26 protein-coding genes are annotated in these 26,564 nt (G+C 73.5%); 12 read left to right on the top strand and 14 right to left on the bottom strand.

From position 1 onward, the window contains the following. Window positions 1-16 precede the first annotated feature (16 nt). The 5 genes from C5507_RS14865 to C5507_RS14845 form a co-directional block, all read right to left on the bottom strand. Complete coding sequence (locus tag C5507_RS14865) at window positions 17-1,528, bottom strand: HNH endonuclease signature motif containing protein (protein WP_104529298.1); 1,512 nt, start codon at window positions 1,526-1,528, stop codon at window positions 17-19. A gap of 256 nt (window positions 1,529-1,784) precedes the next feature. Next, entirely contained in the window at window positions 1,785-2,714 is a 930-nt protein-coding gene (gene ligD / locus C5507_RS14860) for a non-homologous end-joining DNA ligase (RefSeq protein WP_104529297.1), read from the bottom strand. 25 nt (window positions 2,715-2,739) lie between these two features. Next, a complete protein-coding gene (gene ligD / locus C5507_RS14855) occupies window positions 2,740-3,714 on the bottom strand; it encodes a non-homologous end-joining DNA ligase (RefSeq protein ID WP_242611052.1) in 975 nt (324 codons plus the stop codon). Between the two features lies 1 nt (window position 3,715). Further along, on the bottom strand, window positions 3,716-4,717 hold the full coding sequence (gene ku, locus C5507_RS14850; protein WP_104529296.1) for a non-homologous end joining protein Ku: 1,002 nt from the start codon (window positions 4,715-4,717) through the stop codon (window positions 3,716-3,718). 139 nt (window positions 4,718-4,856) lie between these two features. After that, on the bottom strand, window positions 4,857-5,441 hold the full coding sequence (locus C5507_RS14845) for a DUF1360 domain-containing protein (protein WP_104529295.1): 585 nt from the start codon (window positions 5,439-5,441) through the stop codon (window positions 4,857-4,859). A 191-nt stretch (window positions 5,442-5,632) separates the two neighbouring features. Here C5507_RS14845 and C5507_RS14840 point away from each other — a divergent pair, with 191 nt between their 5' ends. Beyond that, on the top strand, window positions 5,633-6,046 hold the full coding sequence (locus C5507_RS14840; protein ID WP_104529294.1) for a hypothetical protein: 414 nt from the start codon (window positions 5,633-5,635) through the stop codon (window positions 6,044-6,046). Window positions 6,047-6,303: 257 nt separating this feature from the next. Next, window positions 6,304-6,702, top strand: coding sequence for an STAS domain-containing protein (locus C5507_RS14835; RefSeq protein ID WP_104529293.1), 399 nt, complete (start codon window positions 6,304-6,306; stop codon window positions 6,700-6,702). A 71-nt stretch (window positions 6,703-6,773) separates the two neighbouring features. Here C5507_RS14835 and C5507_RS14830 read toward each other — a convergent pair whose 3' ends face one another. Both C5507_RS14830 and C5507_RS14825 read right to left on the bottom strand, forming a co-directional pair. Beyond that, window positions 6,774-7,781, bottom strand: coding sequence for a DNA topoisomerase IB (locus C5507_RS14830; protein WP_242611053.1), 1,008 nt, complete (start codon window positions 7,779-7,781; stop codon window positions 6,774-6,776). A gap of 58 nt (window positions 7,782-7,839) precedes the next feature. Then, window positions 7,840-9,663: a SpoIIE family protein phosphatase gene (locus C5507_RS14825; protein WP_104529291.1), complete on the bottom strand. Its 1,824-nt coding sequence runs from the start codon at window positions 9,661-9,663 to the stop codon at window positions 7,840-7,842. Window positions 9,664-9,886: 223 nt separating this feature from the next. On the opposite strand from C5507_RS14825, the gene C5507_RS14820 reads away from it, so the two are divergent. Both C5507_RS14820 and C5507_RS14815 read left to right on the top strand, forming a co-directional pair. Continuing rightward, complete coding sequence (locus C5507_RS14820; protein WP_104529290.1) at window positions 9,887-10,384, top strand: ATP-binding protein; 498 nt, start codon at window positions 9,887-9,889, stop codon at window positions 10,382-10,384. Then, window positions 10,381-11,295 carry an RNA polymerase sigma factor SigF gene (locus C5507_RS14815; protein WP_104529289.1) on the top strand — a complete coding sequence of 305 codons (915 nt, stop codon included), beginning with the start codon at window positions 10,381-10,383 and terminating at the stop codon, window positions 11,293-11,295. The genes C5507_RS14820 and C5507_RS14815 overlap by 4 nt, the downstream gene beginning before the upstream one ends. 114 nt (window positions 11,296-11,409) lie before the next feature. Here the strand turns inward: C5507_RS14815 and C5507_RS14810 are convergent, their stop codons facing one another. Continuing rightward, complete coding sequence (locus C5507_RS14810) at window positions 11,410-12,642, bottom strand: SPFH domain-containing protein (RefSeq protein WP_242611054.1); 1,233 nt, start codon at window positions 12,640-12,642, stop codon at window positions 11,410-11,412. 77 nt (window positions 12,643-12,719) lie between these two features. Further along, window positions 12,720-13,157, bottom strand: a complete 438-nt coding sequence (locus tag C5507_RS14805; protein ID WP_104529288.1) for an NfeD family protein — start codon at window positions 13,155-13,157, stop codon at window positions 12,720-12,722. A gap of 110 nt (window positions 13,158-13,267) precedes the next feature. On the opposite strand from C5507_RS14805, the gene C5507_RS14800 reads away from it, so the two are divergent. After that, on the top strand, window positions 13,268-14,005 hold the full coding sequence (locus tag C5507_RS14800; RefSeq protein ID WP_104529287.1) for a hypothetical protein: 738 nt from the start codon (window positions 13,268-13,270) through the stop codon (window positions 14,003-14,005). Between the two features lie 53 nt (window positions 14,006-14,058). Beyond that, complete coding sequence (argG, locus tag C5507_RS14795; RefSeq protein ID WP_104529337.1) at window positions 14,059-15,507, top strand: argininosuccinate synthase; 1,449 nt, start codon at window positions 14,059-14,061, stop codon at window positions 15,505-15,507. 24 nt (window positions 15,508-15,531) lie between these two features. On the opposite strand, the gene C5507_RS14790 is transcribed toward argG, so the two are convergent. Then, window positions 15,532-16,143: a TetR/AcrR family transcriptional regulator C-terminal domain-containing protein gene (locus tag C5507_RS14790; protein WP_104529336.1), complete on the bottom strand. Its 612-nt coding sequence runs from the start codon at window positions 16,141-16,143 to the stop codon at window positions 15,532-15,534. Window positions 16,144-16,281: 138 nt separating this feature from the next. Here C5507_RS14790 and C5507_RS22705 point away from each other — a divergent pair, with 138 nt between their 5' ends. The 3 genes from C5507_RS22705 to C5507_RS14780 are packed head-to-tail and all read left to right on the top strand — an operon-like array spanning window position 16,282 to window position 19,524. After that, on the top strand, window positions 16,282-16,449 hold the full coding sequence (locus C5507_RS22705) for a hypothetical protein (RefSeq protein ID WP_165400444.1): 168 nt from the start codon (window positions 16,282-16,284) through the stop codon (window positions 16,447-16,449). Then, window positions 16,446-17,900 (top strand): purine-cytosine permease family protein, encoded by a 1,455-nt coding sequence (locus tag C5507_RS14785; RefSeq protein ID WP_104529286.1) that lies wholly within the window; start codon window positions 16,446-16,448, stop codon window positions 17,898-17,900. The genes C5507_RS22705 and C5507_RS14785 overlap by 4 nt, the downstream gene beginning before the upstream one ends. After that, window positions 17,878-19,524, top strand: coding sequence for an amidohydrolase (locus C5507_RS14780; RefSeq protein ID WP_104529285.1), 1,647 nt, complete (start codon window positions 17,878-17,880; stop codon window positions 19,522-19,524). Before C5507_RS14785 ends, C5507_RS14780 begins: the two co-directional genes overlap by 23 nt. 94 nt (window positions 19,525-19,618) lie before the next feature. Here the strand turns inward: C5507_RS14780 and C5507_RS14775 are convergent, their stop codons facing one another. The 4 genes from C5507_RS14775 to C5507_RS14760 form a co-directional block, all read right to left on the bottom strand. Then, a complete protein-coding gene (locus C5507_RS14775) occupies window positions 19,619-20,764 on the bottom strand; it encodes a ferrochelatase (protein ID WP_104529284.1) in 1,146 nt (381 codons plus the stop codon). A 68-nt stretch (window positions 20,765-20,832) separates the two neighbouring features. Beyond that, entirely contained in the window at window positions 20,833-21,606 is a 774-nt protein-coding gene (fabI, locus tag C5507_RS14770; protein WP_165400445.1) for an enoyl-ACP reductase FabI, read from the bottom strand. Continuing rightward, window positions 21,606-22,310, bottom strand: a complete 705-nt coding sequence (fabG, locus tag C5507_RS14765; RefSeq protein WP_104529283.1) for a 3-oxoacyl-ACP reductase FabG — start codon at window positions 22,308-22,310, stop codon at window positions 21,606-21,608. Before fabG ends, fabI begins: the two co-directional genes overlap by 1 nt. Window positions 22,311-22,476: 166 nt before the next feature. Next, a complete protein-coding gene (locus C5507_RS14760) occupies window positions 22,477-22,926 on the bottom strand; it encodes a DoxX family protein (protein WP_104529282.1) in 450 nt (149 codons plus the stop codon). A gap of 87 nt (window positions 22,927-23,013) precedes the next feature. On the opposite strand from C5507_RS14760, the gene C5507_RS14755 reads away from it, so the two are divergent. The 3 genes from C5507_RS14755 (at window position 23,014) to C5507_RS14745 (ending at window position 26,444) form a co-directional block, all read left to right on the top strand. Further along, window positions 23,014-23,622, top strand: a complete 609-nt coding sequence (locus C5507_RS14755) for an acyl-CoA-like ligand-binding transcription factor (RefSeq protein WP_158657615.1) — start codon at window positions 23,014-23,016, stop codon at window positions 23,620-23,622. A gap of 104 nt (window positions 23,623-23,726) precedes the next feature. Beyond that, the gene (locus C5507_RS14750) at window positions 23,727-25,475 is read left to right on the top strand and encodes an MDR family MFS transporter (protein WP_104529280.1); all 1,749 of its coding nucleotides are present in this window, start codon (window positions 23,727-23,729) and stop codon (window positions 25,473-25,475) included. 3 nt (window positions 25,476-25,478) lie between these two features. Beyond that, on the top strand, window positions 25,479-26,444 hold the full coding sequence (locus C5507_RS14745) for a nucleoside hydrolase (protein WP_104529279.1): 966 nt from the start codon (window positions 25,479-25,481) through the stop codon (window positions 26,442-26,444). Window positions 26,445-26,564 lie beyond the last annotated feature (120 nt).

The raw sequence follows: 26,564 nt of genomic DNA, 5'->3' as shown, positions 1-26,564 counted from the left end.
CAATCCCGGCTTCCCGTCAGAACGGCGGTGGGGAGTCATCCGGTGGTGGTTGCGGGGGCGCGGGTAGCGCCGGCTGGTCGTGCGGGTCCCGCAGGCCCGGTGGCCGGGTGCTGCGGGTGATCCCGGAGGGGGTGGTCACGGTGAGCGTTCCGTCGGAGGCGAGGACGAAGCGCCAGCCGCGGGCGAAGGTCTTGAGCCGGTGATGGGTGCGGCACAGACAGCACAGGTTGTCGCAGCCGGTGCGCCCGCCGCAGTCGTAGGGGACGACGTGGTCCAGATCGGTCCGCCCGGCCGGCCGGGAGCAACCGGGGTGGCGGCAGGTGCGGTCGCGCAGCCGGATGAACCGTTCCTGCGCGGCCGTCCGGTCGTAGCCGGCCACCTCTGCGGGCATCGTGAGCACCGGGCAGGAGCAGTCGGGCTGCGCGCCGTGGTCAGGGCAGCCACGAGCGGCCAGGCGGGCCAGCTCGGCCGGAGTGGCGGTGGCCAGCAGCGCCCCACGCTCGTCGGTGACCGCCACCGCCAGACTGCCCCCGAGCGGGACCTGCAGCCCCAGCGCGCCGATCTGGGCCAGGAGCTCGCGCAGGTGAGCGGTGGTGATCGGGTGCCCGTCCACCGTCGGCCCTGACTCCGGTTCCGACGCTCCCCCACGGACGCCCGCGCCCGGGTTCCGCACAGCCGGGAGAGGGGCGAGCACGGTGACGTGCCCGGTGAACCCCGCGCCAGCCGCGCCAGCGGGGTCGAGAACGAGGGCGGCGTGCGCCTCGGCGCGCAGCACCCCGATCGGCCGGTCGTCCCCGGCGGTCCGGGCCAGCTGCGCGGCGTGGTCGATCACCGACCACATCGCGGCCGCCACCGCCGACGGCAGCTCGCTCACCAACGCCGACATGCCATCGGCGGTCGGATAGGTGCGCACCCCTGCCCGGCGCTGCGCCTCCTGTCGGCGCCGCTCGGCGAACTCCTCGTCCGCCGCGATCGCCGCCGCCACCAACCGCTTCCGCAACTGCCCCGACGACAAGCCCGCCGCCACCGGCAGCACCTGCGCCACCACAGCCGCGACCACCTCGTCGGAGGCGTCCCCGAGCACGTCGGCGAACACCCGCGCCCGGAACCAGTCCAACCGGCCCTCGCTGCAGACCTGCCACACCGCCGGCATCCGCTCGACGAGCTGATGGGCATCGGCCAGCACGCCGGAGGCGAACGACCGCGAACAGTTCAGCACCTCCGCCAGCTCGTCGGGCAGGAACTCCGAGGATCCCGGCACCGGCGACCCACCCCCGCGACGCCGTGCACCCGGATGACCAGGCGGGGGATCATCGACGTCCGGCCGCTGCGCCGCCAGGGCCATCACCAGCTCCGCCTCGTAGGCGGAATCCATCGCCCGCCGGGCCTGCACCCGCTGCAGCTCCGCGGCGATCTCCGCGTCGCTCAGCACGCCCACCGGCAGCCGATCCGCCGTCGGCTTGCGCCCCTGCAGCCAGCCCACCAGCGCCCCCTCCACCGGGGAACGCTCGGCCGCCGCTGCTGACATGGCTCGAACATACGTTCGAGGTATGACAGTTCATGGGTCAGGGCACGGGAAGGCGCTGGATCCCCTGCGTCGGGTCCCACGGCCACCACTGCCCGCCCGCACGAGCCCTCTCGCCGACCGGCGCCCCGGCCGGCAGCGCCACGGTGATCGCACGCCGCGGCTCCCTCGCCCGCCGCCACGGCGGCCGGAGGCGGACTGCCCGGGCGCCCCCGTCGTCGGACCGTGGACGGACCCCGGGCTCCCCCGGGGCCCGACGTCAGACCTCGGGCAGCCGGGTGCGCCGGGCGCCCGCGACGTCGAACAGGTCGCCGTACTCCTCCACGCGGGCCAGCACGTCGTCGGTGGTGAAGCGCAGCGCCGCGGGGTCGAGCGACCCGTCGCGCACCGCGTCGACCTCGTCCCAGCCGATGGGGGTGGACACGGTGGCGCCGGCCCGCGCCCGCAGCGAGTAGGGCGCCACCGTCGTCTTCGCCGTGTTGTTCTGGCTCCAGTCGATGAGCACCTTGCCCGGCCGCAGCGCCTTCTCCATCCGCCAGACGACGTCGTCCGGGGTCTCGGCCGCGAGCTCCTGGGCCAGCTTCTTGGCGTACCGGCTGGGGTGGTCGCGGTCGGCGGCCACGACCGGTGCGTACACCTGCATGCCCTTGGAGCCCGACGTCTTGACCACCGGGTCCAGCCCGTCGGCCTCCAGCCGCTCCCCCAGCCGCTCGGCGACGACGCAGCACTCGGCGATGCCGGTGTCCGGCCCGGGATCGAGGTCGAGCACGAGCAGGTCGGGCAGCTGCGACTGGCCGTCCTCGTCGACCTGCCACTGCGGCACGTGCACCTCCAGCGCGGCGAGGTTCGCCGCCCAGGCCAGGTCGGCGACGTGCTCCAGCACCACCATGTCGAGGGTCTCGCGCCCGCGCGAGCTGCCCGGGCTGGGGACGGTCACCCGGCGCACCCACTCGGGGGCGTGCCGTGCGCTGTTCTTCTCGAAGAAGGTCTGCCCCTCGACGCCGTCGGGCCAGCGGGTGAAGGTCACCGGGCGGCCGGCGACGTGCGGCAGCAGCACCGGCGCGATGCGCACGTAGTAGTCGATGACCTGGGCCTTGGTGAATCCCACCTCCGGGAAGAGCACCTTCTCCAGGTTCGACACCGCGAGCTGCCGTCCGGCGATCTCCACCCGCTGCCTCGCCGGGCTCATGCCTCGGTCCCGCCGGGCGCCCCGGTCACGGCTCGATCACCACGTCGTCGGGTTCGAGGTCGTCGCGGACACCACGCCACGCCGGGTGCCGCAGCCGGTTCTCCGCCGTCCACACGGCGTAGGCGACCTCGCCCACCAGGTCCGGCTCGACCCAGTGCGCGTCGCGGGTCACCTCCCGGGGCAGCGCGCCGTGGAACGGCGCGTTCCGCCGCGGGGTGAGCACGCGCAGGAGGTCCCTCAGGTGCTGGTCGCTGAAACCGGTGCCGACGTGACCCACGTAGACGAGCCGCCCGTCGCCGTCGGGCACGCCGACCAGCAGCGAGCCGATCCCGCCGTCGCGCCGCCCCTGGCCGGGCCGCCAGCCGCCGACGACGACGGCCTGCGTGCGGATGTTCTTGATCTTGCGCCAGTCGGGGCTGCGCGACCCGGGCCGGTACGGGGAGTCCAGCCGCTTGGCGACGACCCCTTCCAGGCCGTTCTCCTCACTGGCGGCCAGCACCTGCTCGCCGCCGCCGGGGAACCACGGCGTCGCCACCCACCGGTGCCCGGCCAGGCCGAGGGTCTCCAACCGGGCTCGGCGCTCGGCGTAGGGCAGGGCGAGCAGGTCCTCGCCGTCCCAGGAGAGAAGGTCGAAGACGAGGTAGCTCACCGGCCGGGCGGCGGCCATCCGCGGCACCTCCGGCCCCGTGCGGTGCATCCGGTTCTGCAGCGCGCCGAAGTCCGGCCGGCCGGCGGCGTCCAGCAGGACGATCTCGCCGTCGACGACGGCGTCGTGCCCGCTCAGCGCCGCGGGCAGCCGGCCCACCTCGGGGTACCGGACGGTGATCGCGGTGCCCTTGCGGGAGGTCAGCGTCAGCTCCTCGGCGCGCACACCGGCGACGGCCCGCACACCGTCCCACTTGAACTCGTAGCCCCAGGCGGCGTCCTCCTCGGCACCGGGCAGCACCCCGGGGCTCGCCAGCATGGGCAGCGGGAGGTCGACCGGCTCGGGGGCCGCCACCTCAGGCGCTGCGGCGGGCGCGCTTGGCCGGTGGCTTGTCGGCGCTCGCCGTCTTCTTCGCCGCCGTCGTCTTCTTACCGGCGGCGGGCGTCTCGGCGGCGGCCTTGGTGGCCGCCGGCTCGTCGGCGGCGGCCGCCTTCCTCCTCGCCGGCGCCCGCTTGGCGGGGGCCTTCTTCGCGGGCGCCGCACCGGCGTCGTCGGCCGCGTCGTCGGCCGCGGCGCCGCTCGCACCACCGCGGGCCCGCTCGACGCTGCGCCGCAGGGCGCTCATCAGGTCCACCACGGCGGCCCCGTCGTCCGGCGCCTCGGGCACCTGCTGGACCTCGCCACCGCTCTGCTTGGCCTCCAGCAGCGCGGTCATCGCCTCGCGGTAGTCGTCGGTGAACTGGGTGGCGTCGAACTCCGCCGTCATCGAGCCGATCAGCGCCTCGGCCATCTTCAGCTCCTGGGGACGGACCGAGATGTCCTCGTCCAGGAAGGCGAAGTCGGGCCGGCGGATCTCGTCGGGCCAGCGCATCGTGTGCAGGACGAGCACCCCGTCGCGGACCCGCAGCGCGGCCAGGGACTCGCGCTGCCGGATGGCGATCTTGGTGATCGCCACCTGGCCGGCGTTCCCCAGGGCGTCGCGGAGCAGGACGTACGGGCGGGCGGCCGGGCCGTCGGGCTCGAGGTAGTAGGTCTTCTCGAACATGATCGGGTCGATCTCGTCCTGGTCGACGAACTCCAGGACCTCGATCTCCCGGCGCGTGCTCAGCGGCAGCTCGTCGAAGTCCTCGTCGGTGAGGATGACCACCTCACCGCTGGGCAGCTCGTAGCCCTTGGCGATGTCGGAGTACTCGACCTCCTCGCCGTCGATCGAGCAGACCCGCCTGTACTTCACCCGGCCGCCGTCGGTGGCGTGCACCTGGTGGAAGCGGATGTCCTTGTCCTCGGTCGCGGAGTAGAGCTTCACGCCGATGCTGACCAGGCCGAACGACACGGCGCCGCGCCAGATCGATCGCATGACGCTCCTCCCTCGCACCCGGCCATCCGGGCGGTCCCGGACCCGATGCCGGGCCAAGATCGCAGAATAGGTCCGGAGCGGCACTCGCGGCAGCCGGAACGACGCGCCCCGTCCCCCCGAGGGAGGACAGCGCCCGCGCTCAGGTCTGCACGCCCGCCTCGTCCTCCGCGGGCTCCGCCGGCACCAGGGCGCCGTTCTGGATCGCGTCGTACACGAACTGCAGGACGTCGGAGCCCGCCACCGTCGTCATCGTGAGCGCCGCCAGCCGGGTCGCCCGCGGCGCGGAGACGTAGCCGAAGACGAACGCGGTGCCGACCCACTGGGCCAGGCAGAACGGGCAGGTGAGCAGCTCCCCGACGGCGTGCTTGACGCCGCCGTGCTCGCGGACCTCCTCGGCCACCTCGGCGTGCCCGGAGGGCCCCTGGAACGAGGTGAACGGCGCCCGCAGGGGCGCGGTCACCGGGTCCTTCGCCAGCCGCCGGGCCAACCGGAACGTGGCGATCGTGAGCAGCGCGGCGTCGCCGAACGGGATGCGCTCGGGCAGCTGCCGTCCCGACGCGCGCACCGCGACGGCACCCGCGGCCACCAGGCTGGAGTACACCCCCATGGCACCCAGGTCGCTGCCCAGCGGCCGCGCCTCGCCGTTCGTGTACTCGCGCTTCTGGGTCCGAGCCCACCGGAAGAGGGGTGCCCCGACGCGCTGCACCTCGTCTGCGATCGCCATGGCCCCCCGCTACCCGCGCAGCGCCCGGCCATGCCGCGACGCCGGGGTGCGGCGACCCACACCGGCGCATGGCAGCGCGGCACCCGGGTAGGGCGGTGGTCCGACGCCGGTCCCCCCGACCGGCTCCGGCGCCCCGGAAGGGACGCCACGAGCGGCACACGCGCACGACGCGCAGAGACGAGAGGCACCGCATGACGCAGCCCGAAGGCCAGACCGCGCGCGACGTCTTCCCCGAGGACGAGGGCATCCCGGAGACCGCGCAGGACGACTCGCCCACCATGGAACGCGCCGAGGACCCGCAGTTCGAGGCCCTGCCCAACGAGCGGCCCGGCGCCAGCACCGACTTCGGCACGACCGCCTTCGAGCAGTCCGAGGGCGAGTCGCTGACCGGGCGCCTCGAGCGCGAGCTCCCCGACGACACGCCGGACGTCCGGCCGGCGGAGGACCCGCAGCGGGCCGACGCCCAGCTGGAGCAGGACACCTCCACCACCCCGGTCAGCGACTCCGGCACCAACCGCACGTCCGACGACGTCGAGGCCACCGCCGACCTGCCGGTCGGCGGCGAGGGCCCCGAGGAGAGCGCTGTCCACATCACCGACGGCTGACCGCCGGACAGGCCACCGACCCGCTCCCCACGACACCCCCGCCGGGGTGGCGTCCGGGGGGCGGGTTGGCGCGCGCGCGGGAGGTTGTCTACGTTGGGTCAGCGGTTCAGCAGGCAGCCGCACCGTGCTGGACCGGTAGGTCCGGCGCGCGACACGTTCGACCACCCGCGCACCGGGGGCTCAACCCCCGGAGCGCACCAGCGGTAGATTGACCGGGCGGCCCGCCGTCCGGGTGCCGCCGAGAGGAGCCACTGTCCGTGACCACTTCCGACTTGCCCGCCGAGGGGCAGCCCGACGTGTCGACCGAGAACACTGAGGCACCCTTCGACGACGTGATCACTCTCTCGACCTCCACCGGCGAGAACGGCGCGGTCACGGTCACGGTCGTCGGCGAGGTGGACACCTTCACCGCGCCGGTGCTCCGTTCGACGCTCGACAGCCAGCTCGAGCAGCAGCCGAGCGAGCTCGTGATCGACCTGTCCGGTGTCCAGTTCCTGGGCTCGGCCGGCCTCGCCGTGCTGGTGGAGACGCAGAAGTCCGCCCGCAGCCGCGAGGTGGCGCTGCGCCTGATCGCCACGACCCGCGCCGTCACCCGGCCGCTGGAGGTCACCGGCCTGATCGATCTCTTCACGATCGCCGACAGCCCCGCCCGCTGAGGACGGGCCCCGTTCCGGGGTCGCTGACGCAGAAGGCCTCGCCGGTCACCCGGCGGGGCCTTCGTCGTCGTTCAGGCCGACAGGAGCCGGCAGACGGCCGACTCCAGCACCTTCTGCGTGTCCCGGTCGGCGTCGGCCTCGTCGGCGTCGCGCAGCACGTGCGCCACCGTCTCCCCGTGCTCGAACCGGTCCACCACGCGCGGGTCGACGTAGCTGGCCTTGCAGACCGCCGGCGTGTTGCCGAGCTGCTCGCTCACCTGCTTGTAGGCGGCGCTGACGACCCTCTTCCGTGCCGTCCTCGACGCCGGCGGGGGCGCCTCGGCCAGCGCGGCGGCCATGAGCACGGTCGCCGTCCAGGTGCGGAAGTCCTTCGCCGAGATCTCCGCCCCGCTGATCTCCTTGAGGTAGGCGTTGATCTCGGTGCTGGTCACGTCCCGCCACTCGCCGTCGTCGGTCTGGTAGGCCAGCAGGTCCTCGCCGGTGTCCGCGGGCCGCTCGAGCAGCTGCCGGACGACGGTCGCCGTCGGCCGGTCGGTGATCTCCACCTCGCGCTCGATGCCACCCTTCGCGGTGTAGGAGTAGAACGTCCGCTCGCCGCGCACCGAGACGTGCGAGCGCTTCAGCGTGGCCAGGCCGTACGTGCCGTTCTCCTCCTCGTACTGCTCGCTGCCGACGCGGAAAGCACCGAGGTCGAGCAACCGGATGGCGGTGGCGAGCACCCGGTCCCGGTTCAGCCCGCGGGTCCGCAGCCCGGCCTTGACCGCGTCGCGCACGTCGGGCAGCTGCCGGGCGATCTCCAGCACGCGCTCGTGCTTCTCGGCGTCCCGGCGTGCCCGCCACTGGTCGTGGTAGCGGTACTGCCGGCGACCGGCGGCGTCGACGCCCGTGGCCTGGATGTGGCCGTTCGGCCAGGGGCAGATCCAGACGTCCTTCCACGCCGGCGGGATGGCGAGCGCCCGGATCCGGTCGAGCCGCTCGTCCCTGATGAGCGAGCCGTCGAGGTCGTAGTAGGCGAAGCCCCGTCCGGCCCGCCGCCGCCCGTAGCCGGGGCCGTGCACGTCGCTCCGCCGCAGTCTCACCGCCCTTGGATGGGCACCAGGGGTGTTCCGCAAACGCTCGGCGGCACCCGGTGACACCTCAGCGCAGGTCCACCAGCCCGTCGAGCCCGCTGATCTCCAGCACGTGCCGGGTCACGCCCCCCTCGGGCGCGTGGACCACCAGCCGCCAGTTCTCGTCCCGGGCGATGCGCGCCATCGCCAGGACCACCCGGACGGCTGCGCTGCTGAAGAGGCTGACCTCCGCCAGGTCCAGCTCCATGGGCGCTGCCCCGCCGTGGCTGGCCTCCAGCAGCCGGATCCGCAGCTGCTCGGCGCACAACCCGTCGACCGCGCCCCGTGCCCGGACGACCGGGCGGTCACCCTCCCGGTCGACGACCACGTCGACGTTCTCGGTCGACCGCGGCGCGTCCAGGTCGGCGTCGGGTGTCGCCCGGAGCCGGAAGCTGAGCGTGACGGTCGTGCCGTGGTCCTCCAGGAGCGTCACGCCGTCCACCAGCTGGCGCATGATGAGCAGGCCCCGTCCGCGATCACCCGGGTCGCGGTCCGGCGGCCGCCAGGTGCCCTGGTCGTGGACGGCGACGGTGAGGACGCCGTCGACGTCCACCTGCGCGGTCACCGACATCGGCCCGGGTTCGGTCCCCCGGTAGGCGTGCTCGGCCGCGTTGGCGCAGGCCTCGCCGACGGCGACCATGACGCCGACGCGGTCCTGCTCCCCCATGCCCAGCTCGGTCAGCCAGGCGTTGAGCCGCCGCCGCACCCCGGGGAGCGCCTGGGGCACCGCGGTGAGGTCCAGCCGCAGCGCCTCCTGGGTCCTGGCCCGGCGGTGCGCGACGAGGACGGCGACGTCGTCCAGCCAGCCGTGCGGACGGCGCACGCCCTCGGCGACGGCGTCGGCGAGGGCGCTCCCCTGGTCGGAGCCGGCGGGGTCGGCCAGGACCGAGCGCGAGACCTCCTCCAGCCGCTCCAGCGACGCCGACGGCGCCTCGTCGGCACCGACGACCGCCCCGTTGGAGAACAGGACCAGGGTGCCGCCCGCGGGCAGCACGTCCTCGTGCACGGGGGCGGGCGCACCGGGCAGGCTGCCCAGGGGCGGCCGCGGGGTGACCTGCAGCCAGGCGGTGCTCCCGTCGGCACGGACGACGAGCGGTGCGGGGTGCCCGGCAGCGCTGTACACCAGCCGCCCGGTCGCGGCGTCCAGCACGCCGAAGAAGACCGACGTGCCCTCCACGTCGTCCATCTCGGCGGCGAAGGCGTCGAGGGTGGCGAGCACGGCCGCGGGCTCGCTCTCCCGCAGCAGCGTGGAGCGCATGGCCCCGCGCAGCCGGCTCATGGCGCCGGCCGCCGCCACGCCGTGCCCGACGGCGTCGCCGACGACCAGCGCGAGCCGCCCCTTGCCCAGCGGGACGGCGTCGTACCAGTCGCCGCCCGCCACCGAGCCGTCCGTGGCCCGGTGGTAACTGCCCGACAGCCGCAGGTCCGGCAGCATCGGCAGCGAGGCCGGCAGCAGGGCCAGCTGGGCGCGGTGCAGGTCGTCGGCGCCCTCGGCGCCGACCACCTCGACGACCACGATCGCCCCGGGTTCCCCGCCCACCGTCATCGGGCGCGCGGTGGCCGCCGTCGTCGGGCCGCCGCGGCCGAGGGCGCCGAACAACGTCTCGGCACGGCCGCTGCGCACCGCGGTCTCGACGAGCTCCCCCAGGGGCCGGCCCGCGACCTCCGGCAGCGCCGGCCCCTCGCCCCGCAGCTCCCGGGCCCGGGCGTTGAGCCACAGGGGCTCCGGTGACGACACCTGCAGGCAGAAGATGGCCTGCGGTGCCGACTCCAGCGCACGCACGAGGACGGCGGAACCCTCGTCCAGGGCGCCGTCGGGGGCGGGTGGCAGACTGCCGGGAACGGTGCTCATCTCGGGCCAGGAAACAGCAGGCTCCTGGTCGCGGCAACCGCGCAGCGGGGTCGTCGGCCCCGTGGTGCGGCCAACGTTTCCCGAGGTGGGCGGGGCGGGTAACCAGCCTCCTTGGGCAGGGCTCGCCCACGGCGGGTCCGGCCCGGGTGGCCGGGCCACCCGACACGGAGCACCGCCGCGTCTCGAGAGCCGAGCGCGCCGGCAACGAAGGAGCGGACGACGGATGGTCGACTCGAGGGGCACCCTCGCGCAGGACGGGCGACGGCCGGAACGACTGGAGCTGCGCGTGCCCACCACGGCGACCCAGCTGCCCGCGGTCCGCGCGATGGCCGGTGACCTGGCCATGCGCATGGACTACGACCTCGATGCCGTGGAGGACCTCCGCCTGGCCGTCGACGAGGCCTGCGCGACGCTGACGACGATCGCCGACGGGGACGCCCCGCTGACCGTCGTCTTCGAGACCACCCGATCGGGTCTGCACATCGACGCCTGGGTGCCGACCTCCGACGGCACCGAGGTGCCCACCGACGGGTTCGGCTGGGCGGTGCTGGCCGCGCTCGTCGACTCCGTCGAGGGCCGCCGCGCGACGCAGGGCGAGGTGCCGGCCGGCGACGGCAGCGGCGCGCCGGTCGCTGTCATCTCCATGGCCAAGTACCTCCCCGGCCAGCACCCGGTCGAGGTGGGCAGCGGCTCCGACGAGAACCTCTCGGTGGCCCGGTGAGCCGGTCGGCTGCCACCGACTCGGTGGAGGAGCCGCTCGACGCCCCCGCGGGCGGCGGGCCGTCGTCGCCGGCAGCAGCCGGCGACGACGTCCCCCTGGTACCGCCCCCGGCCGCACCGGTGGTCGAGCCCGACGCCCCGCCGCTGTCGGAGAACCGGAAGCGGGCCGAGCGCACGGCGCCGCTGTTCGCCGAGCTGGCGACGCTGGAGAAGGACGACCCCCGGCGGGAGCGGCTGCGCGAGATCCTCGTCGAGGAGCACCTGCCCCTCGTGCGGCACTTCGCCCGCCGGTTCAGCAACCGCGGGGAGCCGTTCGACGACCTGCTGCAGGTGGGCACGCTCGGCCTGATCGCCGCGATCGACCGGTTCGACCCGACCCGGGGCGTGGAGTTCCTGTCCTTCGCCGTGCCCACCATCACCGGCGAGATCAAGCGGCACTTCCGCGACCAGGGCTGGTCGGTGCGGGTGCCGCGGCGGCTGCAGGAGCTGCACCTGTCGCTCAACGCGGCCGTCGGTGAGCTGGCCCAGAAGAACGGCCGCGCGCCGACCCCGTCGGAGCTGGCCGAGCACCTGGGCATCCCCCGCGCGGAGGTGCTCGAGGGCCTGGCCGTGGCCAACGCCTACCGGAGCAGCTCGCTGGACGAGCGGCTCTCGGGCGAGGACGACTCCCCCACCCTGGCGGCGACGCTGGGCGAGGAGGACGCCGCGCTGGAGGGCGTGGAGTACCGCGAGTCGCTGCAGCCGCTGCTGGCCACCATCCCGGCCCGCGAGCGCCGCATCCTCATCCTGCGGTTCTTCGGCAACATGACCCAGTCGCAGATCGCCGCCGACATCGGCATCTCGCAGATGCACGTCTCCCGCCTGCTCAGCCAGACGCTGGCCAAGCTGCGCGAGGGCCTGCTCAAGGACTGAGGAAGGACCTCCCTGCCCCCACCGCTCGCACGCTCGCGGTAGGGCCCGGCAGGACCGTTGAACGGAGCCGGCCCAGAACCGCGAGGGTTCTGGGCCAGCGCCGTTCAGCGGTCACTACTGCGCGGGCAGCTGCCGCGGGCCGTCCGGGGCGTCCGGGTCATCGCTGCCGGACCGGTTGCGCGGATCGGCCGCCGGCCCGCTGTCCAGGACGTCCTCCTTGACCTGCGAGAGCGGCGGCGGGCTCGGGACCGCCGGTGCGGTGTCGGTGATGCTCGACAGCTCGATCTTGGCCTCCGGCTGGTCGGCCGCCCGCGGGAGCTGCGACTCGAACCAGCTGCTGGTGTCCAGCCCGCCGTCCCTGGGCCCCGTCCGGCCGTTCTCGGAGGGCTCGACGTCCATCCAGGACTTGCCGCCCTCGGCCCCGCCGAGGTTGGCCAGCCCTTCCAGCGCCTTGCTGAACTCGCTGGGCACGATCCACATCTTGTTGGCGTCGCCCTGCGCGATCTGCGGCAGCGTCTGCAGGTACTGGTAGGCCAGCAGCCCCTGGTCGGGCTTGCCGTCGTGGATCGCCTGGAAGACGGTCTCGATCGACTTCGCCTGACCCTGCGCCTGCAGGAAGAGCGCGGCGCGCTCACCCTCGGCGCGCAGGATCCGGCTCTGCCGCTCCGCCTCCGCCTCGAGGATCGCCGCCTGCTTCTTGCCCTCCGCGGAGAGGATGGCCGCGGCCTTCTCACCCTCGGCCGTGGTGATCGCCGACTGCCGGGCGCCCTCGGCGGTCAGGATGATGGCGCGCTTGTCGCGGTCGGCGCGCATCTGCTTCTCCATCGAGTCCTGGATGGACGGCGGCGGGTCGATGGCCTTGATCTCCACGCGGGCCACCCGCAACCCCCAGGGGCCGGTGGTGCCGTCGAGCACCGAGCGCAGCTGGCTGTTGATCCCGTCGCGGCCGGTGAGCGCACCCTCCAGGTTCAGGCCGCCGACGACGTTGCGCAGCGTCGTGGTGGTCAGCTGCTCCATGCCGGTGATGTAGTTCGCGATGCCGTAGACGGCCAGCCGCGGGTCGGTCACCTGGAAGTAGACGACGGTGTCGATGCCCACCTGCAGGTTGTCGGCGGTGATCACCGGCTGCGGCGGGAAGGAGATGACCTGCTCGCGCAGGTCGATCGTCGCGCGCACGCGGTCGATGAACGGGACGAGGATCGACAGGCCCGGCGACAGCGTGCGGCTGTAGCGGCCCAGCCGTTCCACGACCTTCGCCTGGGCCTGGGGAACGATGGTCACGCTCTTGGCGATCACGATGATCACCAGGACGGCGATGACGAGCAGTGCGATGAGCGCCGGTTCCACGGCAGGCTCCCTTCCTCGAGGGTCGGGACCGATCCTGCCCTGCCGGGTCCGCCGCGGTCAGCACCCCCGCCCGTCGTTCACTCCAGCGCGTCGCCCACGACCGCCGTCGCGCCGTCGACCTGCAGGATGCGGACGGTCGTGCCGACCGCGAAGGTTTCCCCGCCCTGCTGGCTGCGGGCGGTCCACTCATCGGCGCCGAGCTGGATGCGGCCACCGTTCACGTCGACGTCCCGGGTGACCTTCGCCGTGCGGCCGACCAGCGTGTCGACGCCGTCGAGCTGCAGCGGCGTCCGGTTGGTCAGGTGCTTGGTGGCGATGGGCCGGACCAGCACGAGCAGCAGCCCGGAGACGACGATGAACGTGACGATCTGCAGGATCGCGGCCCCGCCCAGCAGGGCGACGGTCATGCCCCCCAGCGCACCGCCGGCGAGCATGAGCAGCATCAGGTCGAGGGTCAGCACCTCCCCGACGGCGAGCAGACCCGCACCGATCAGCCAGAGCAGCCAGGCAGCCATGCGCGGAGTCTGGCAGACGGGTGGTCCTCGTCTCACCCGGAGCGCGCCGACCTGCGGAAACGGTGACGGAGATCCCCGAGCACCCAGGGCGCGGTCGTAGCCTCGCTGCCGTGCACGACTTCCCCGCCGGCCGGCTCGCGGTCTGGGCCACCGCCTGGCTCACCGGACGCGCCTCCTTCGACGACGCCCTGGACGGCATCACCGGCGACACCGCCCACCGGGTGAGCGGGCTGCCGGGCACCGACGGCGCCGTTCCCCTGGGCGAGGCGCTGGCGGCGCTGCGCGGCCTCGGTGAGGGCCGGCTGCGCCTCGTGCTGCCCGCGCCCGGCGACGTCCGCGGTCTTCCGGCGGTCCCCGGGCTGGCGCCGGTGGCCCTGGAGGCGGGGCAGGCCGCCGTGGGCGAGCGGGTGGTCCTCGTGCCCGAGCCGCTCGGCCCGGAGGTGCTGCAGTGGACGGCGGTCGCGCTCGACGGCGTCGCGCCCCCGCCGCCGCCGGTCGAGGGGACCCTGCGGGCGGCGTCGGGAGCGCTGGACCTGGCGATCACCGACGCCGCCCGCACCCTGGTCGAGCTGGACCTGGCCCGCTGGCACCCGGAGGTGCCCGAGCTGCTGGCCGGACTCGCCCGCCCACGGCCGGCCCCCGGGCTCCCGGACGACCACGACCCGACCGCGCTGGCGATCCTCGGCCGGGCGCTGCGCGTGGCCGCCGTCCTGGACCTGGCGATGGCCGACGCGCCGGGCGCAGCGGTCAACCACGCGCAGGCGGCACGGCGGGACGCCGCCCTGCGGCCGCTGGGCACCGCGGTCCGGGAGGCGGTGACGGCGGCGTACAACGCCGTCCCCCGCTGAGGCGTCGCACCCCGGTGCTGCATGGTCATGCATCGTCATGAATACTTGTGCTCGTGTCCAAGGTGCTCACTTCCCTCCCGGTCGGCGAACGCGTCGGCATCGCGTTCTCCGGCGGTCTCGACACGTCGGTGGCGGTCGCGTGGATGCGCGACAAGGGGGCGGTGCCCTGCACCTACACCGCTGACATCGGGCAGTACGACGAGCCGGACATCGGCTCGGTGCCCGGACGCGCCACCGCCTACGGCGCGGAGCTCGCCCGGCTGGTCGACTGCCGGGCCGCGCTGGTCGAGGAGGGCCTCGCCGCACTGACGTGCGGCGCCTTCCACATCCGTTCCGGTGGGCGCAGCTACTTCAACACCACGCCACTGGGCCGGGCCGTCACCGGCACGCTGCTGGTGCGGGCGATGCTCGAGGACGACGTCCAGATCTGGGGTGACGGGTCCACCTACAAGGGCAACGACATCGAGCGCTTCTACCGGTACGGCCTGCTGGCCAACCCGGGACTGCGCATCTACAAGCCGTGGCTGGACGCCGACTTCGTCACCGAGCTCGGTGGGCGCAAGGAGATGTCGGAGTGGCTGGTCGCCCACGGCCTCCCCTACCGCGACAGCGCCGAGAAGGCCTACTCCACCGACGCCAACATCTGGGGCGCCACCCACGAGGCCAAGACGTTGGAGCACCTCGACACCGGCATCGAGACCGTCGACCCGATCATGGGCGTGCGGTTCTGGGACCCGTCGGTGGAGATCGCCGCCGAGGACGTGACCATCGGCTTCTCGCAGGGCCGGCCCGTCAGCATCGACGGCCGGGAGTTCGATTCCGCCGTCGAGCTGGTGAACGAGGCCAACGCCATCGGCGGGCGGCACGGCCTGGGCATGTCCGACCAGATCGAGAACCGGATCATCGAGGCCAAGAGCCGCGGCATCTACGAGGCGCCGGGCATGGCGCTGCTGCACATCGCCTACGAGCGGCTGGTCAACGCGATCCACAACGAGGACACCCTCGCGTCCTACCACAGCGAGGGCCGCCGCCTGGGCCGGCTGATGTACGAGGGCCGCTGGCTGGACCCCCAGGCGCTCATGCTCAGGGAGTCGCTGCAGCGCTGGGTGGGCATGGCGGTCACCGGCGAGGTGACCGTCAGGCTGCGCCGCGGCGAGGACTACTCGATCCTCGACACCGCCGGCCCGGCGTTCAGCTACCACCCGGACAAGCTGTCGATGGAGCGCACGCAGGACTCCGCGTTCGGCCCGGTCGACCGGATCGGCCAGCTCACCATGCGCAACCTCGACATCGCCGACTCCCGCGCGCGGCTGGAGCTGTACGCGCGGATCGGCATGGTCGGCGGCGCCACCCAGGCCGCGATCGGTGCCGCTCAGGCGGCGTCCACCGGCCTCATCGACGCCTCCCAGGCCGGCGGCGCCGAGGCGATCGCGTCCCGCGGCACGGTCTCCGAGCACGACGAGCTGCTCGACCGCGCCGCGATGGAGGCCGGCACCGACTGAGCGACGAACCGCGCTCGACGACGCTCAGCCCGCGGGGCCCGCGCGCAGCAGGGCGGCCAGGCCGCGCTCGAAGCCGCTGTCGTCGAGCTCGGCCAGGTCCGGGGCTCCGGCCAGGGCCGCCGCCAGCGAGGGGTAGCCGTCGGCGTACTCGGCCGGCCGGCGCACGAAGCCGCCGGTGAACGGCACCAGCACCGACCCGAGGACCAGGTAGTCGATCGCCGCCAGCAGCTGCAGCGCCTCCGCCGACGGCCACCCGGCACGGAGCAGGGCGCGGAGCGCGGCGTCGTACGTCGCGAGTGCGGGCTGCGTCTCGACCGCGCGGCGAGCGATCAGGGCGAGAGCGTCCGGGTGGGCGCGGAAGGCCTGGCGGTAGCTGCGGGCGAAGGCGCTCATCCCGCGTCGCCAGTCGGGGTCGTCGAGACCGCTGACGTCGATCTCCCGGCCGATCAGCTCGGTGACCGCGTCGAGGATCTCGTCCTTGGAGGCCACGTGGTTGTACAGCGACGGTGACTGGACGCCGAGGCGACCGGCGATGCCTCGCACGGTCAGTCCTCGCACGCCCTCCTCGTCCAGGATGGCCAGCGCCGTCCGGGCGATGACCTCGCGGCTCAGCGCGAGCTCCGACCGCCGTCCCACGTCCACCTCCCCTGCCGCGTCCCGCACCGACATCCTGCTGCCTCTTCCCCCGAGGCCGATGTGACGCTAACCTCCCCGCCTAACTAGCGCTGCTAGTTAACGGTGCCGGAGCCGCTCCGCCCTTCGAGAGGACGCAGGATGCCCGACGACTTCGAACGAGAGCTGCAGGCGCGGCTAGCGGTGATCGAGGACCCGACCTACGACGACCCGGCCCGCGCGGACCTGCCGGCGCGGGACCTGGTCGTCCTGGCCGTCCTCGGCGTCCTCACGATCGTCGCGATGATCGTCTGGAGCTACCCGGCATGAGCGAGCTGACGGGCAGCACGGCGGCGGCGCCGGCCGCGGGAGCCACCGGTGACGCCGGGACCAGCGACCTGCCCACCCTCTCCTCCGAGCGCATCTGGGGCTTCTGGTCGTTCACGTCGGTCAACATCGGCCTGGCGATCGCCACCTGGGCCTTCCTCAGCGGCGGCGTCCTCGCCGTGTTCGTGGGCGCCGAGACGGCCATCGCCGCCAGCGTCATCGGCAACCTGCTCGGGGTCGTCCTGGTCTCCCTGACGGTGTGCATCCCGTCGGCGAAGTACGGCGTCGAGCAGTACACCGTCCTGCGCACGGTCTTCGGCAGCAACGGCTCGCGGGCCCTCGTCCTCGTGCTGTTCCCGCTCGCGGCGGCCGGCTGGAACGCGATCCTCGCCATCATGTTCGGCCGGGCCATCGTGAACGTCAGCAACTCCGCGCTGGGCACGGACTTCGGCCCGAACGGCGCGATGGTCATCACCGCGGCGCTGTTCGCGATCCTGATCTCCTGGGCCGTGCTGGTGAAGGGGCCGGTGTCCATCGAGTGGGTCAACAAGTTCGTGGCTCCCGCGCTGATCGTGGTCATCCTCGTCATGCTGGCCGCGATCTTCACCGAGCGCTCCTGGTCCGAGCTGCTCGCCGCCGAGCCGCTGGCGCCGTTCGGTGACCCGGGCCTCGACTGGGCGATCGCCGTCGAGCTGAGCCTCGGCGTCGGGTTCTCCTGGTGGACGATCATGGGCAACCTCGCCCGCCTGACGACCACGCAGCGCGCGGCCTTCTGGCCCAACATGATCGGGCTGTTCCTGTGCAGCGTCGTGGCCGGCGTCGTCGGCTCGTTCGCCGCCCTCGTCCTGGCTGATGCCGACCCGACGGTCTGGATGGTGCCGCTCGGTGGGGCCGTGCTGGGCGTCCTCGCCCTGGTCTTCGTCGGATTCGCCAACGTGACCAGCATGGTCGGCCAGACGTACTCCGGCAGCCTGGCCATCCGGCGCGCGGGTGGTGCACCGACCCGACGGATGGCCTGGCCGGTGCTGTCGGCCCTGCTGTTCGCGCCCGCCGCGGTGGTCGTCTTCTGGCCGGGGACGATCTACGACAACTACTTCAAGTTCCTCGCGTGGGTGTCGCTGATCCTGGCGCCCCTGTGCGCCGTCTACTTCGTCGACTTCTACCTGCTGCGGAGGCGGACACTGCACGTGCGCGGCCTCTACGAGCCGGAGGGCGTCTCCCGCTACAGCTTCTGGGGCGGGTTCAACCCCGTCGCCTTCCTCTCGGTGGCGGCCGGTGGCCTGACCTACTACTTCATCCTCGACCCCCTCACCTTCGAGTCGGCGGCCTTCTTCCGCTACACCACCGCCACACTCCCGGCCTTCCTCGTGGCCGGCGTTCTCTACTACGTGTTGACGCGCCTGGTCGTCATCCCTGCCGGAAAGGGTGGATATGTCGAACCCGCGGCCCGCTGACCGGACGACGCTGTACCGCGGCGCCGCCGTCTTCACCGGTCCCGGCTCCCCTCCCGCGGAGGCGCTGGCCGTCCGCGGGGACCGGCTCGTCCACGTCGGCAGCGCCGCCGAGGCGGTCGAGGTGGCCGGCAGCGGTGCCGACGTCGTGGACCTCGACGGCGGCCTGGTGGTCCCCGGCTTCGTCGACGCGCACACGCACGTGCTCATGACCGGGGACGCGCTCACCCGGGTGCACCTGCGCGACGCCCGCGACCTGGGCGAGATCCAGCGCCGGATCCGCGACTGGACCACGGCCCACCCGGATGCGCCACGGGTCCTGGGGACGGGGTGGCTCTTCTCCGCGGTGCCCGGGGGCCGGCCGACGCGCGAGATGCTCGACGCCGTCTGCCCCGACCGACCGGTCTACCTGGACGCCAACGACTACCACTCCGTGTGGGTCAACAGCCGCGCGCTCGAGGAGCTCGGGATCGGCCGCGACACCCCGGACCCGGTCGGGGGCACCATCGCGCGCGACCCCCGGACCGGCGAGGCCACCGGCTTCATCGACGAGACGGCCATGCAGGACATCGTCTGGCCGTTCCTCGCCGCGCGGCGGACCGACGCCGACCGCGACCACCACCTGTCCGCCGCCGTCACGGCGTACGCCGAGGCCGGGATCACCGGGGTCGTGGACATGGCGGTGGACGAGCTCGGCCTGGCCGCGATGGACCGAGCCCACCGCGCCGGCGACCTGCCCGTCCGGATCGTGGGCCACTGGTTCATGGAGCGCGCCGGGGACACCGCGGCCCACCTGGCGCAGGTCGAGACGGCGGCCCGGCTGGCCCGGGAGCACCGCTCACCGTGGCTGCGCATGACGGGCGTCAAGTTCGTGGTGGACGGGGTGATCGACGGCTGCACGGCCGCCCTGACGGCGCCGTACGCCAACGGTGCGCTGCCGGGCCCGATCTGGGACCTCGACACCCTGGCACCGGCGGTCGCCGCGGCCGACGCCGCCGGTCTGCAGATCGCCGTGCACGCCATCGGGGACCAGGCGGCCCGGATCACGCTCGACGCCCTCGAGCACGCGGTGGCGACGAACGGCCCGCGCCCTCGGCGGCACCGCATCGAGCACCTGGAGTACGTGGACCCAGCCGACGTGCCGCGGCTGGGTCGCCTGGGGGTCACGGCGTCCATGCAGCCGGTGCACGCCGACCCCGCCGTGCAGGACAACTGGCGGGCGATGCTGGGCGACTCGCGGGTGGAGCGCGGCTATGCCTGGCCGGAGTACTCCGCGACGGGCGCGCGGCTCGCCTTCGGCACCGATGCCCCCACGGCACCGCACTCGCCGCTGCCCAACCTGTACGTGGCGACGACCCGCAGGTCCGCCCTGGACCGCTCGCTCCCGGCGAACGTGCCGGCCTTCGCGCTGCCGCTGGCCGACGCCCTGCAGCACGCGACCTACGACGCGGCCTGGTCGTGCTGCGCCGAGGAGGAACGGGGCGCGCTCTCCCCCGGCCGGTTGGCGGACTTCACGGTGATCGACCGCGACCCGTTCACCGAGGGCGTGGACTCCCTGCTGGAGGCGCGGGTGGTCCGGACCGTGGCCGGTGGGGTCGCCACGCACCAGGCGGCCGGGACGGGCTGACCCGGCCGTACCGCCACCTGCTCCGGGAGCCGGACGCACCCTCCGCGAGTCCCGCAGGACGGCCGGAGGACGGGTTCGGCTCCCGGAGCGCGGGTCAGGCGGTGGGCCGGGCCGGACGTGGCGGGGTGAAGCAGCACGACGCCGGGCAGTTGGTGCCCAGCCGCGGCTCTCCCCCGGCCCGGCGCTCCACCAGCAGCTCGACCAGCGACCGCACGAACTCCGGGTGCGTGCCGGCCGTCGCCGCGCGGGCGAAGGCCAGGCCCACCTTCTCGGCGGTCTCCCTGGCCTCGTTGTCCAGGTCCCAGATGACCTCGAGGTGGTCGCTGACGAACCCGACCGGGAAGAGGACGACGGCCTTCTCCCCGGCCCCGGCCAGCGCCTCGAGGTGGTCGTTGACGTCCGGCTCCAGCCACGGCACCGACGGCGGGCCGCTGCGGCTCTGCCACACCAGGTCGAAGGCCCGGCCGGGTGCCACGAGGTCGACGACGAGACGCGCGGCGGCCTGCAGCTCGGTCTCGTAGGCGTGGCCTTCGGGCCCGGCGACGGCGGCCATGGAGTCCGGGATGCTGTGCGCCGTCGCGACGAGCCGGGCCGGGTCGCGCACGTCGGTGGGCAGCTCGGCGAGCGCGGCGGCCAAGGCGTCGGCGTTCGCCCGCACGAAGCCCTCGGCATCGAAGTAGTGCGGCAGCTTCTCCGCCGTCGGCCCACCCGGCGCCGCGGCGTCGCCGGTCATGGCGGCGCGGGCGCGGGCGATGTCCTCGTGGTACTGCCGGCACCCGGAGAAGGACGCGTACGCCGACGTCGCCAGGACGTAGGCGTGCTCGATGCCGTCGTCGGCCATCTGCTGCCAGACGTCCTCGACGTAGGGCGCCCAGTTGCGGTTGCCCCAGTAGACCGGCAGGTCGACGCCGGCTGCCCTGAGCCCGCCCTCGAGGGCGGCGATCAGCGCCTTGTTCTGGTCGTTGATCGGGCTGACGCCGCCGAAGTGGTGGTAGTGCTCGGCGACCTCCTCCAGGCGTTCCCGCGGGATGCCGCGACCACGGGTGACGTTCTCCAGGAACGGCATCACGTCGTCGTGGCCCTCGGGGCCGCCGAAGGAGAGCAGCAGCAGCGCCTCCCGGCGGCCGGCCGGGGCCGGAGCGGACGACGGCTGCGCGCCGCCGTTGTTGCGGACGGCCAGCGAGGGGTCCTCGTCGGGACGCTGACCGGCAGGGGTGATGTCGACGATGGCGCGGGGCACGTGTGCTCTTTCTTCTTGCGGGGCGTCGGCGGATGCACTCGCACGCCGACGGCGTGGCTCTATGACTTTCACACGCCTACGGCGTGGAAGCCCCCGTCGACGTGGACGATCTCCCCGGTGGTGGCGGGGAACCACTCCGACAGCAGGGCGACCACGGCCTTGCCGGCGGGCTCGGTGTCGGTGACCGACCAGCCCAGCGGGGCGCGGCCCTCCCAGGCCTCCTCGAACTGCTTGCTGCCGGGGATGGATTTCATGGCCATGCTGCGCAGCGGACCGGCGGCGACGATGTTGGACCGCACGCCGTCGGGCCCGAGCTCGCGGGCGACGTAGCGGCTGACCGACTCCAGGGCGGCCTTGGCCGCCCCCATCCAGCCGTAGACCGGCCAGGCGACGGAGGCGTCGAAGGTCAGCCCGACGACCGACGACGGGTTCGCCAGCAGCGGCCGGCAGGCCTGGGTCAACGAGGCGTAGGACCAGGACGACACCTGGAACGCGGTCGCGGCGTGCTCCCAGGCGACCTCCGGGAAGCCCTCGCCCATCGCCTCCTGCGGAGCGAACCCGATGGAGTGGACGACGCCGTCGAGGCGGTCGAAGCCCTGCTCGCGCAGGCGGTCGGCGAGCGTCGACAGGTGCCCGGTGTCCGTGACGTCGAGCTCGACGACCGCCGCCTCCTGCGGGAGCCGCTTGGCGATCCGCTGGCACAGCGACAGGGCGCGGCCGAAGTTGGAGAGGACGACGGTGGCGCCCTGCTCCTGGGCCAGGCGCGCCGTGGCGAAGGCGATCGACGCCTCGGTCAGCACGCCGGTGATCAGGACCTTCTTGCCCTCGAGAATGCCGCTCATCAGTGACCCATCCCCAGTCCGCCGTCGACCGGGACGACCGCCCCGGTGATGTAGCCGGCCGCGTCGCTCGCCAGGAAGCGCACGACGCCGGCGATCTCCTCCGCCGAGGCGTACCGGCCCAGCGGCACCTGCCCCAGGATCTCCTTCTGCCGCGCCTCCGGCAGCTCCGCGGTCATGTCCGTGGTCACGAAACCCGGCGCGACCACGTTCGCGGTGATGTTCCGGCTGCCCAGCTCGCGGGCGATCGACCGCGCCAGGCCCACCAGCCCCGACTTGCTGGCCGCGTAGTTCGCCTGGCCCGCGGAGCCCAGCAGGCCCACGACCGAGGAGACGAAGACCATCCGCCCGGTGCGCGCGCGCACCATCTTCGCCGTAGCGCGCTTGGCGACCCGGTAGGCGGCGGTGAGGTTGGCGTCGACGACGTCGGTGAAGTCCGCTTCCTTCATCCTCATCAGGAGCCCGTCGCGGGTGATGCCGGCGTTGCTGACGAGCACCTCCACCGGGCCCTGGTGCTCCTCCACCTCGCTGAACGCGCGGTCGACGTCCTCGGTGCTGGTGACGTCGCACCGCACGCCGAACAGCCCGTCAGGAGCACCGCTGCCACGGTGGGTGACGGCCACGGAGTCACCCAGCTCGGCGAACGAGCGGGCGATGGCCAGTCCGATCCCCCGGTTGCCCCCGGTCACCAGAACCGATCTGCCCACGTGCCACTCCCCTGCGCCGACGACCCGGTGTCCGGTCGAACCTATCCCGTGGTCCCAGGTCACACCGCCTACCGGTCAGTAGGGCCGGCGCCTCCCGCTCGCCGCTCGCGCCGCCACGCGGAGCCAGAGGGGACGGGAGGTCCGGGGTCCTGCGCCGGCGCGGCGCTCACCGGGGCCCCGTCGGGCCGGGTCCCCGGCCGACGGCAGGAGGCACCTCCGCCGCGCGGGTGCGGTGCAGCCAGCCGCCGCCGTACAGCGCCCAGAGCACGAGCACGGGCTGGAAGAACAGCCGGAGCAGGCGCTCGCGGTCGGTGTCGAGGCCGAACGCGTCGACGCCCTCGGCGTACTGGGCGACGTTGCCGGGGAAGATCGCCACGAAGAACGCCGCCAGCAGCGCACCGACCAGCCGTCGCCTCCGCGGCAACGCGAGGAAGGTCGCCCCCAGCGCGATCTCGGCGACCCCCGACCCCAGCACGGTGAGGTCCTCGTCGAGCGGGAACCAGGCGGGAACCTGGGCCCGGAACTCGTCCCGGGCGACCGTCAGGTGCAGCACGCCCGCCCCGACCATGGCCGCGCCGAGGAGCAGGCGGGCTGCCGTACGGGGGGCGGAGGTCATGCCGGCACGGTAACGCCACCCCGAACCGACGCGCCGTGCACTCGATGCAAACTTGCAGAGCGTGCAACATTCCGCCATGCTGCACCGGTGACCGAAGGCCTGCGCGAGCGCAAGAAGCTGGCGACCCGGCAGGCGCTGCACCTCGCCGCCCTCCAGCTCGTCGCCGAGCGAGGGCTGGATGCGGTGTCGGTGGACGACATCGCCGAGCGCGCCCAGGTCTCCTCCCGGACGTTCTTCAACTACTTCCCCTCGAAGGTCGACGCCGTCGTCGGCCTCGACCCGACCACGCCGTTCCAGGTGTCCTCGGACTTCAGCGCCCGGCCCGCGACCGAGTCGCCGGTGCAGGCCCTGCGGGCCGTCCAGCGGGCGCGGGCGCAGGAGATGGCGGAGGAGGAGGAGCTCTGGCCGCTGCGGATGACCGTCATCGACGCGCACCCGTCGCTGGTCCAGCGCCTGATCGCCGCGTTCGGCGAGGCCGAGCTCGCCCTGGCCGAGGCCATCGCCGAGCGCACCGGCACCCGGGTGGGCGTCGACGTCTACCCCACCCTGCTGGCCGCGGTGCAGGGCTGTGCGATGCGCATCTCGCTGCAGCGCTGGGTGGCCACCGACTTCACCGCATCGCTGCCCGACCTGGTCGACGAGGCCTGGGACGCGCTCGCCGCCGGGCTGCCCGCCCCGCCCCGCGCGGCCACCTGACCCCGGCGGACACCGCCGTCCGCACGAACCACCCGTACGGCCCCCCGGGCCGTCCGGACGTCCCGCGCTGCAGCCGCAGCGTCAAACGCCCTCGAGGAGTGCAGTTGCTCGCCCCCACCGCGGAGTCCACCGGTCCCGGCCGCGATTCCGGCAGTGCCCCCATCGTCCTCACCCGGCGCCGGATCAACACGATCTTCGGCGCCCTGCTGGCCGGCATGCTCATGGCCGCACTGGACCAGACCATCGTCTCGACGGCGATGCCCACCATCGTCGGCGAGCTCGGCGGCGTCGCGCACATGGCGTGGATGACGACCGCCTACCTGCTCGCCACCACGCTGGTCATGCCGATCTACGGCAAGTTCGGCGACCTGTGGGGGCGCCGGACGCTGTTCCTGGTCGCCATCGGCCTGTTCACCGTCGCGAGCATCGGTGCGGCGATGGCCCCGAGCTTCGGCTGGCTCGTGGCCTGGCGCGGGATCCAGGGCCTCGGCGGCGGCGGGCTGATGATCCTGTCGCAGGCGATCATCGCCGACATCGTCCCGGCCCGTGAGCGGGCGAAGTACATGGGCCCGATCGGTGCGCTGTTCGGTCTCGCGGCGATCGTCGGCCCGCTGGTCGGAGGCTTCTTCACCGACCACGAGTCGCTCGGCTGGGAGTGGGCGTTCTGGATCAACGTCCCGGTCGGCATCGCGGTCCTGGGCATCGGCTGGTTCGCCCTGACCCTCCCGCGCAAGCGCAGCACGACGCCGGTCGACGTCGCCGGGATCGTCACCCTGTCGGCCGCCACGACGTCGCTGGTCCTCTTCACCGACGTCGGCGGCCGGGACGGCTGGGGCTCGTGGCAGGCGCTCGCGCTGCTCGCCGCGCTCGTCGTCTCCGCGGTCGCCTTCGTGGCCGTCGAGCTGCGGGCGGCCGAGCCGATCATCCCGATGACGCTGTTCCGCAACCCCACCTTCGTCGTCGCCACGGCGCTCGGCATGGCGGTGGGCCTGGGCATGTTCTCGGCGATCGCCTTCATGCCCACGTTCCTGCAGATGGCCTCCGGGCTCTCGGCGGCCAACTCGGGGCTGCTCATGCTGCCGATGACCGCCGGCATCATCGTCACGATCCAGAGCTCGGCGGTCTACATCGCCAGGACCGGCCGGTACAAGATCTTCACCGTCGCCGGCGTCGCGGTGATCATGGCCGCGATGATCTGGATGACGTCGCTGACCGGTGCCTCCTCGCTCTGGACCATCGGCGCGATGTTCTTCCTGCTCGGCGCCGGGCTCGGGCTGATCATGCAGAACGTCGTCCTCGCGGCGCAGAACGCCGTGCCCGCCGACCAGATCGGCACCGCCACCTCGACGAACAACTACTTCCGCGAGGTCGGCGCCACCCTGGGCGTCGCGGTCTTCGGCACGCTGTTCACCAGCCGGCTGGCCGAGAACCTCACCGGCGCCCTGGGCAGCAACGCCGAGCAGGCGGCCCAGGCGGGCATCACCTCGCCGGACACGCTGGTGCCGACCGCCGTGCAGGCGGCCGGCGACCCGCTGAAGTCGGCGATCGTCGACGCCTACGCCGGCAGCCTGGCCCCGGTGTTCTGGTACCTGGTGCCGATCCTGGCGGTCGCCCTGCTGCTGGCGCTGTTCCTCAAGGAGATCCCGCTGTCCGACTTCGCCGGCATGGTGGCCCGCGGCGAGGCGGTCAACTCCGAGGAGGAGCTGGCCGCGCTGTCGAAGCCGGCGGCCACCGTCGAGGACGCCGTGGTGCTGGAGGACGTGGTGCCGGGGAACGACCGGGACGACCCGCGCCCGGGACCAGGCGCCGAGGTGCGCCACTACGCCCGGTCCCTGCCCACCGAGGAGAACTGACCGATGAGCCGACCCCGGATCCGCGTCGTCGTCGACAACGACTTCAGCGGCGACCCCGACGGCCTCGTCCAGCTGGCGCACCACGCGCTCTCCCCGTCGGTCGACCTGCGGCTGGTCATCGGCTCGCACCTGCGGCCCGGCGACCACTTCGACCCCTCCGACACCACCGCCGACAACGCCGCCGAGCTCGCCCGCGAGGTGCTGGCGCTGGCCGGCCGCACCGACGTCCCGGTCCTCGCCGGCTCCGACGTCGGCCTCGCCGACCGCGCGACGCCGATCCGGTCCGCGGCCGCCGAGGCGCTGGTGGCCGAGGCCATGCGCACCGACGTCGACAGCCCGCTGTACGTCTGCGCGGGCGCCGGGCTCACCGAGATCGCCAGTGCCTGGCTGATCGAGCCGCGGATCGCCGAGCGGCTCACGCTGGTCTGGATCGGCGGCCCCGAGCACGCCGGCCTGGCCGAGCCGCCGCCCGGCGCGATGCCGATCGAGTACAACCTGCTCATCGACGTGCTGGCCGGATCCGTCGTGTTCGGCGACGCCGCCGTCCCGATCTGGCAGGTGCCGCGCGACGCCTACCGGCAGACCCTGGTCACCTTCGCCGAGCTGCAGCTGCGGATGGCCGAGCAGGGGCCGCTGGGAGCCCGGCTGTTCGCCGCGCTGGACGGCCTTCGCACGCAGGCCCTCCGGCATGGGTTCGACCTCGGCGAGACCTACATCCTCGGGGACAACCCGCTGGTGCTGCTCACCGCGCTGCAGTCGGCGTTCGAGCCGGATCCCAGCTCGAGCCGGCACGTCGTCCGGGAGACGCCGGGGATCTCCGCGGACGGGCAGTACACCCCCGCTCCCGGTGCGCGGCCGATGCGCGTCTACACCCAGCTCGACTGCCGGCTGATGGTCGAGGACCTGTTCGCCAAGCTGCAGCTGCACGCCCGGACCCCGTCCGGACCGCCGGTGGGAGGCACGCCCTAGCTGTGATGCCCAGGCACGTTGGTCGAGGACCTGCGATCACAGTGTCTGAGCTGTAGATGGGCGAAGGCCTCCCGGTGTGGAGTGGAGCTGTCGAGGAACCGCTCCGCCACCAGAGGAGGC

It is taken from the genome of Blastococcus saxobsidens (assembly GCF_002938435.1).
Classification (GTDB): domain Bacteria; phylum Actinomycetota; class Actinomycetes; order Mycobacteriales; family Geodermatophilaceae; genus Blastococcus; species Blastococcus saxobsidens.
This window is presented reverse-complemented; position numbering and strand designations above follow the sequence as displayed.

Coding starts and splice junctions, on each gene's coding strand:
- C5507_RS14745 (WP_104529279.1), top strand. CDS start 25,479: ATGAGCCGACCCCGGATCCGCGTCGTCGTCGACAACGACTTCAGCGGC.
- fabI (WP_165400445.1), bottom strand. CDS start 21,606: ATGAGCGGCATTCTCGAGGGCAAGAAGGTCCTGATCACCGGCGTGCTG.
- C5507_RS14780 (WP_104529285.1), top strand. CDS start 17,878: ATGTCGAACCCGCGGCCCGCTGACCGGACGACGCTGTACCGCGGCGCC.
- C5507_RS22705 (WP_165400444.1), top strand. CDS start 16,282: ATGCCCGACGACTTCGAACGAGAGCTGCAGGCGCGGCTAGCGGTGATC.
- C5507_RS14805 (WP_104529288.1), bottom strand. CDS start 13,157: ATGGCTGCCTGGCTGCTCTGGCTGATCGGTGCGGGTCTGCTCGCCGTC.
- C5507_RS14760 (WP_104529282.1), bottom strand. CDS start 22,926: ATGACCTCCGCCCCCCGTACGGCAGCCCGCCTGCTCCTCGGCGCGGCC.
- C5507_RS14785 (WP_104529286.1), top strand. CDS start 16,446: ATGAGCGAGCTGACGGGCAGCACGGCGGCGGCGCCGGCCGCGGGAGCC.
- C5507_RS14820 (WP_104529290.1), top strand. CDS start 9,887: ATGGTCGACTCGAGGGGCACCCTCGCGCAGGACGGGCGACGGCCGGAA.
- C5507_RS14865 (WP_104529298.1), bottom strand. CDS start 1,528: ATGTCAGCAGCGGCGGCCGAGCGTTCCCCGGTGGAGGGGGCGCTGGTG.
- ku (WP_104529296.1), bottom strand. CDS start 4,717: ATGCGATCGATCTGGCGCGGCGCCGTGTCGTTCGGCCTGGTCAGCATC.
- C5507_RS14840 (WP_104529294.1), top strand. CDS start 5,633: ATGACGCAGCCCGAAGGCCAGACCGCGCGCGACGTCTTCCCCGAGGAC.
- C5507_RS14825 (WP_104529291.1), bottom strand. CDS start 9,663: ATGAGCACCGTTCCCGGCAGTCTGCCACCCGCCCCCGACGGCGCCCTG.
- ligD (WP_104529297.1), bottom strand. CDS start 2,714: ATGAGCCCGGCGAGGCAGCGGGTGGAGATCGCCGGACGGCAGCTCGCG.
- C5507_RS14845 (WP_104529295.1), bottom strand. CDS start 5,441: ATGGCGATCGCAGACGAGGTGCAGCGCGTCGGGGCACCCCTCTTCCGG.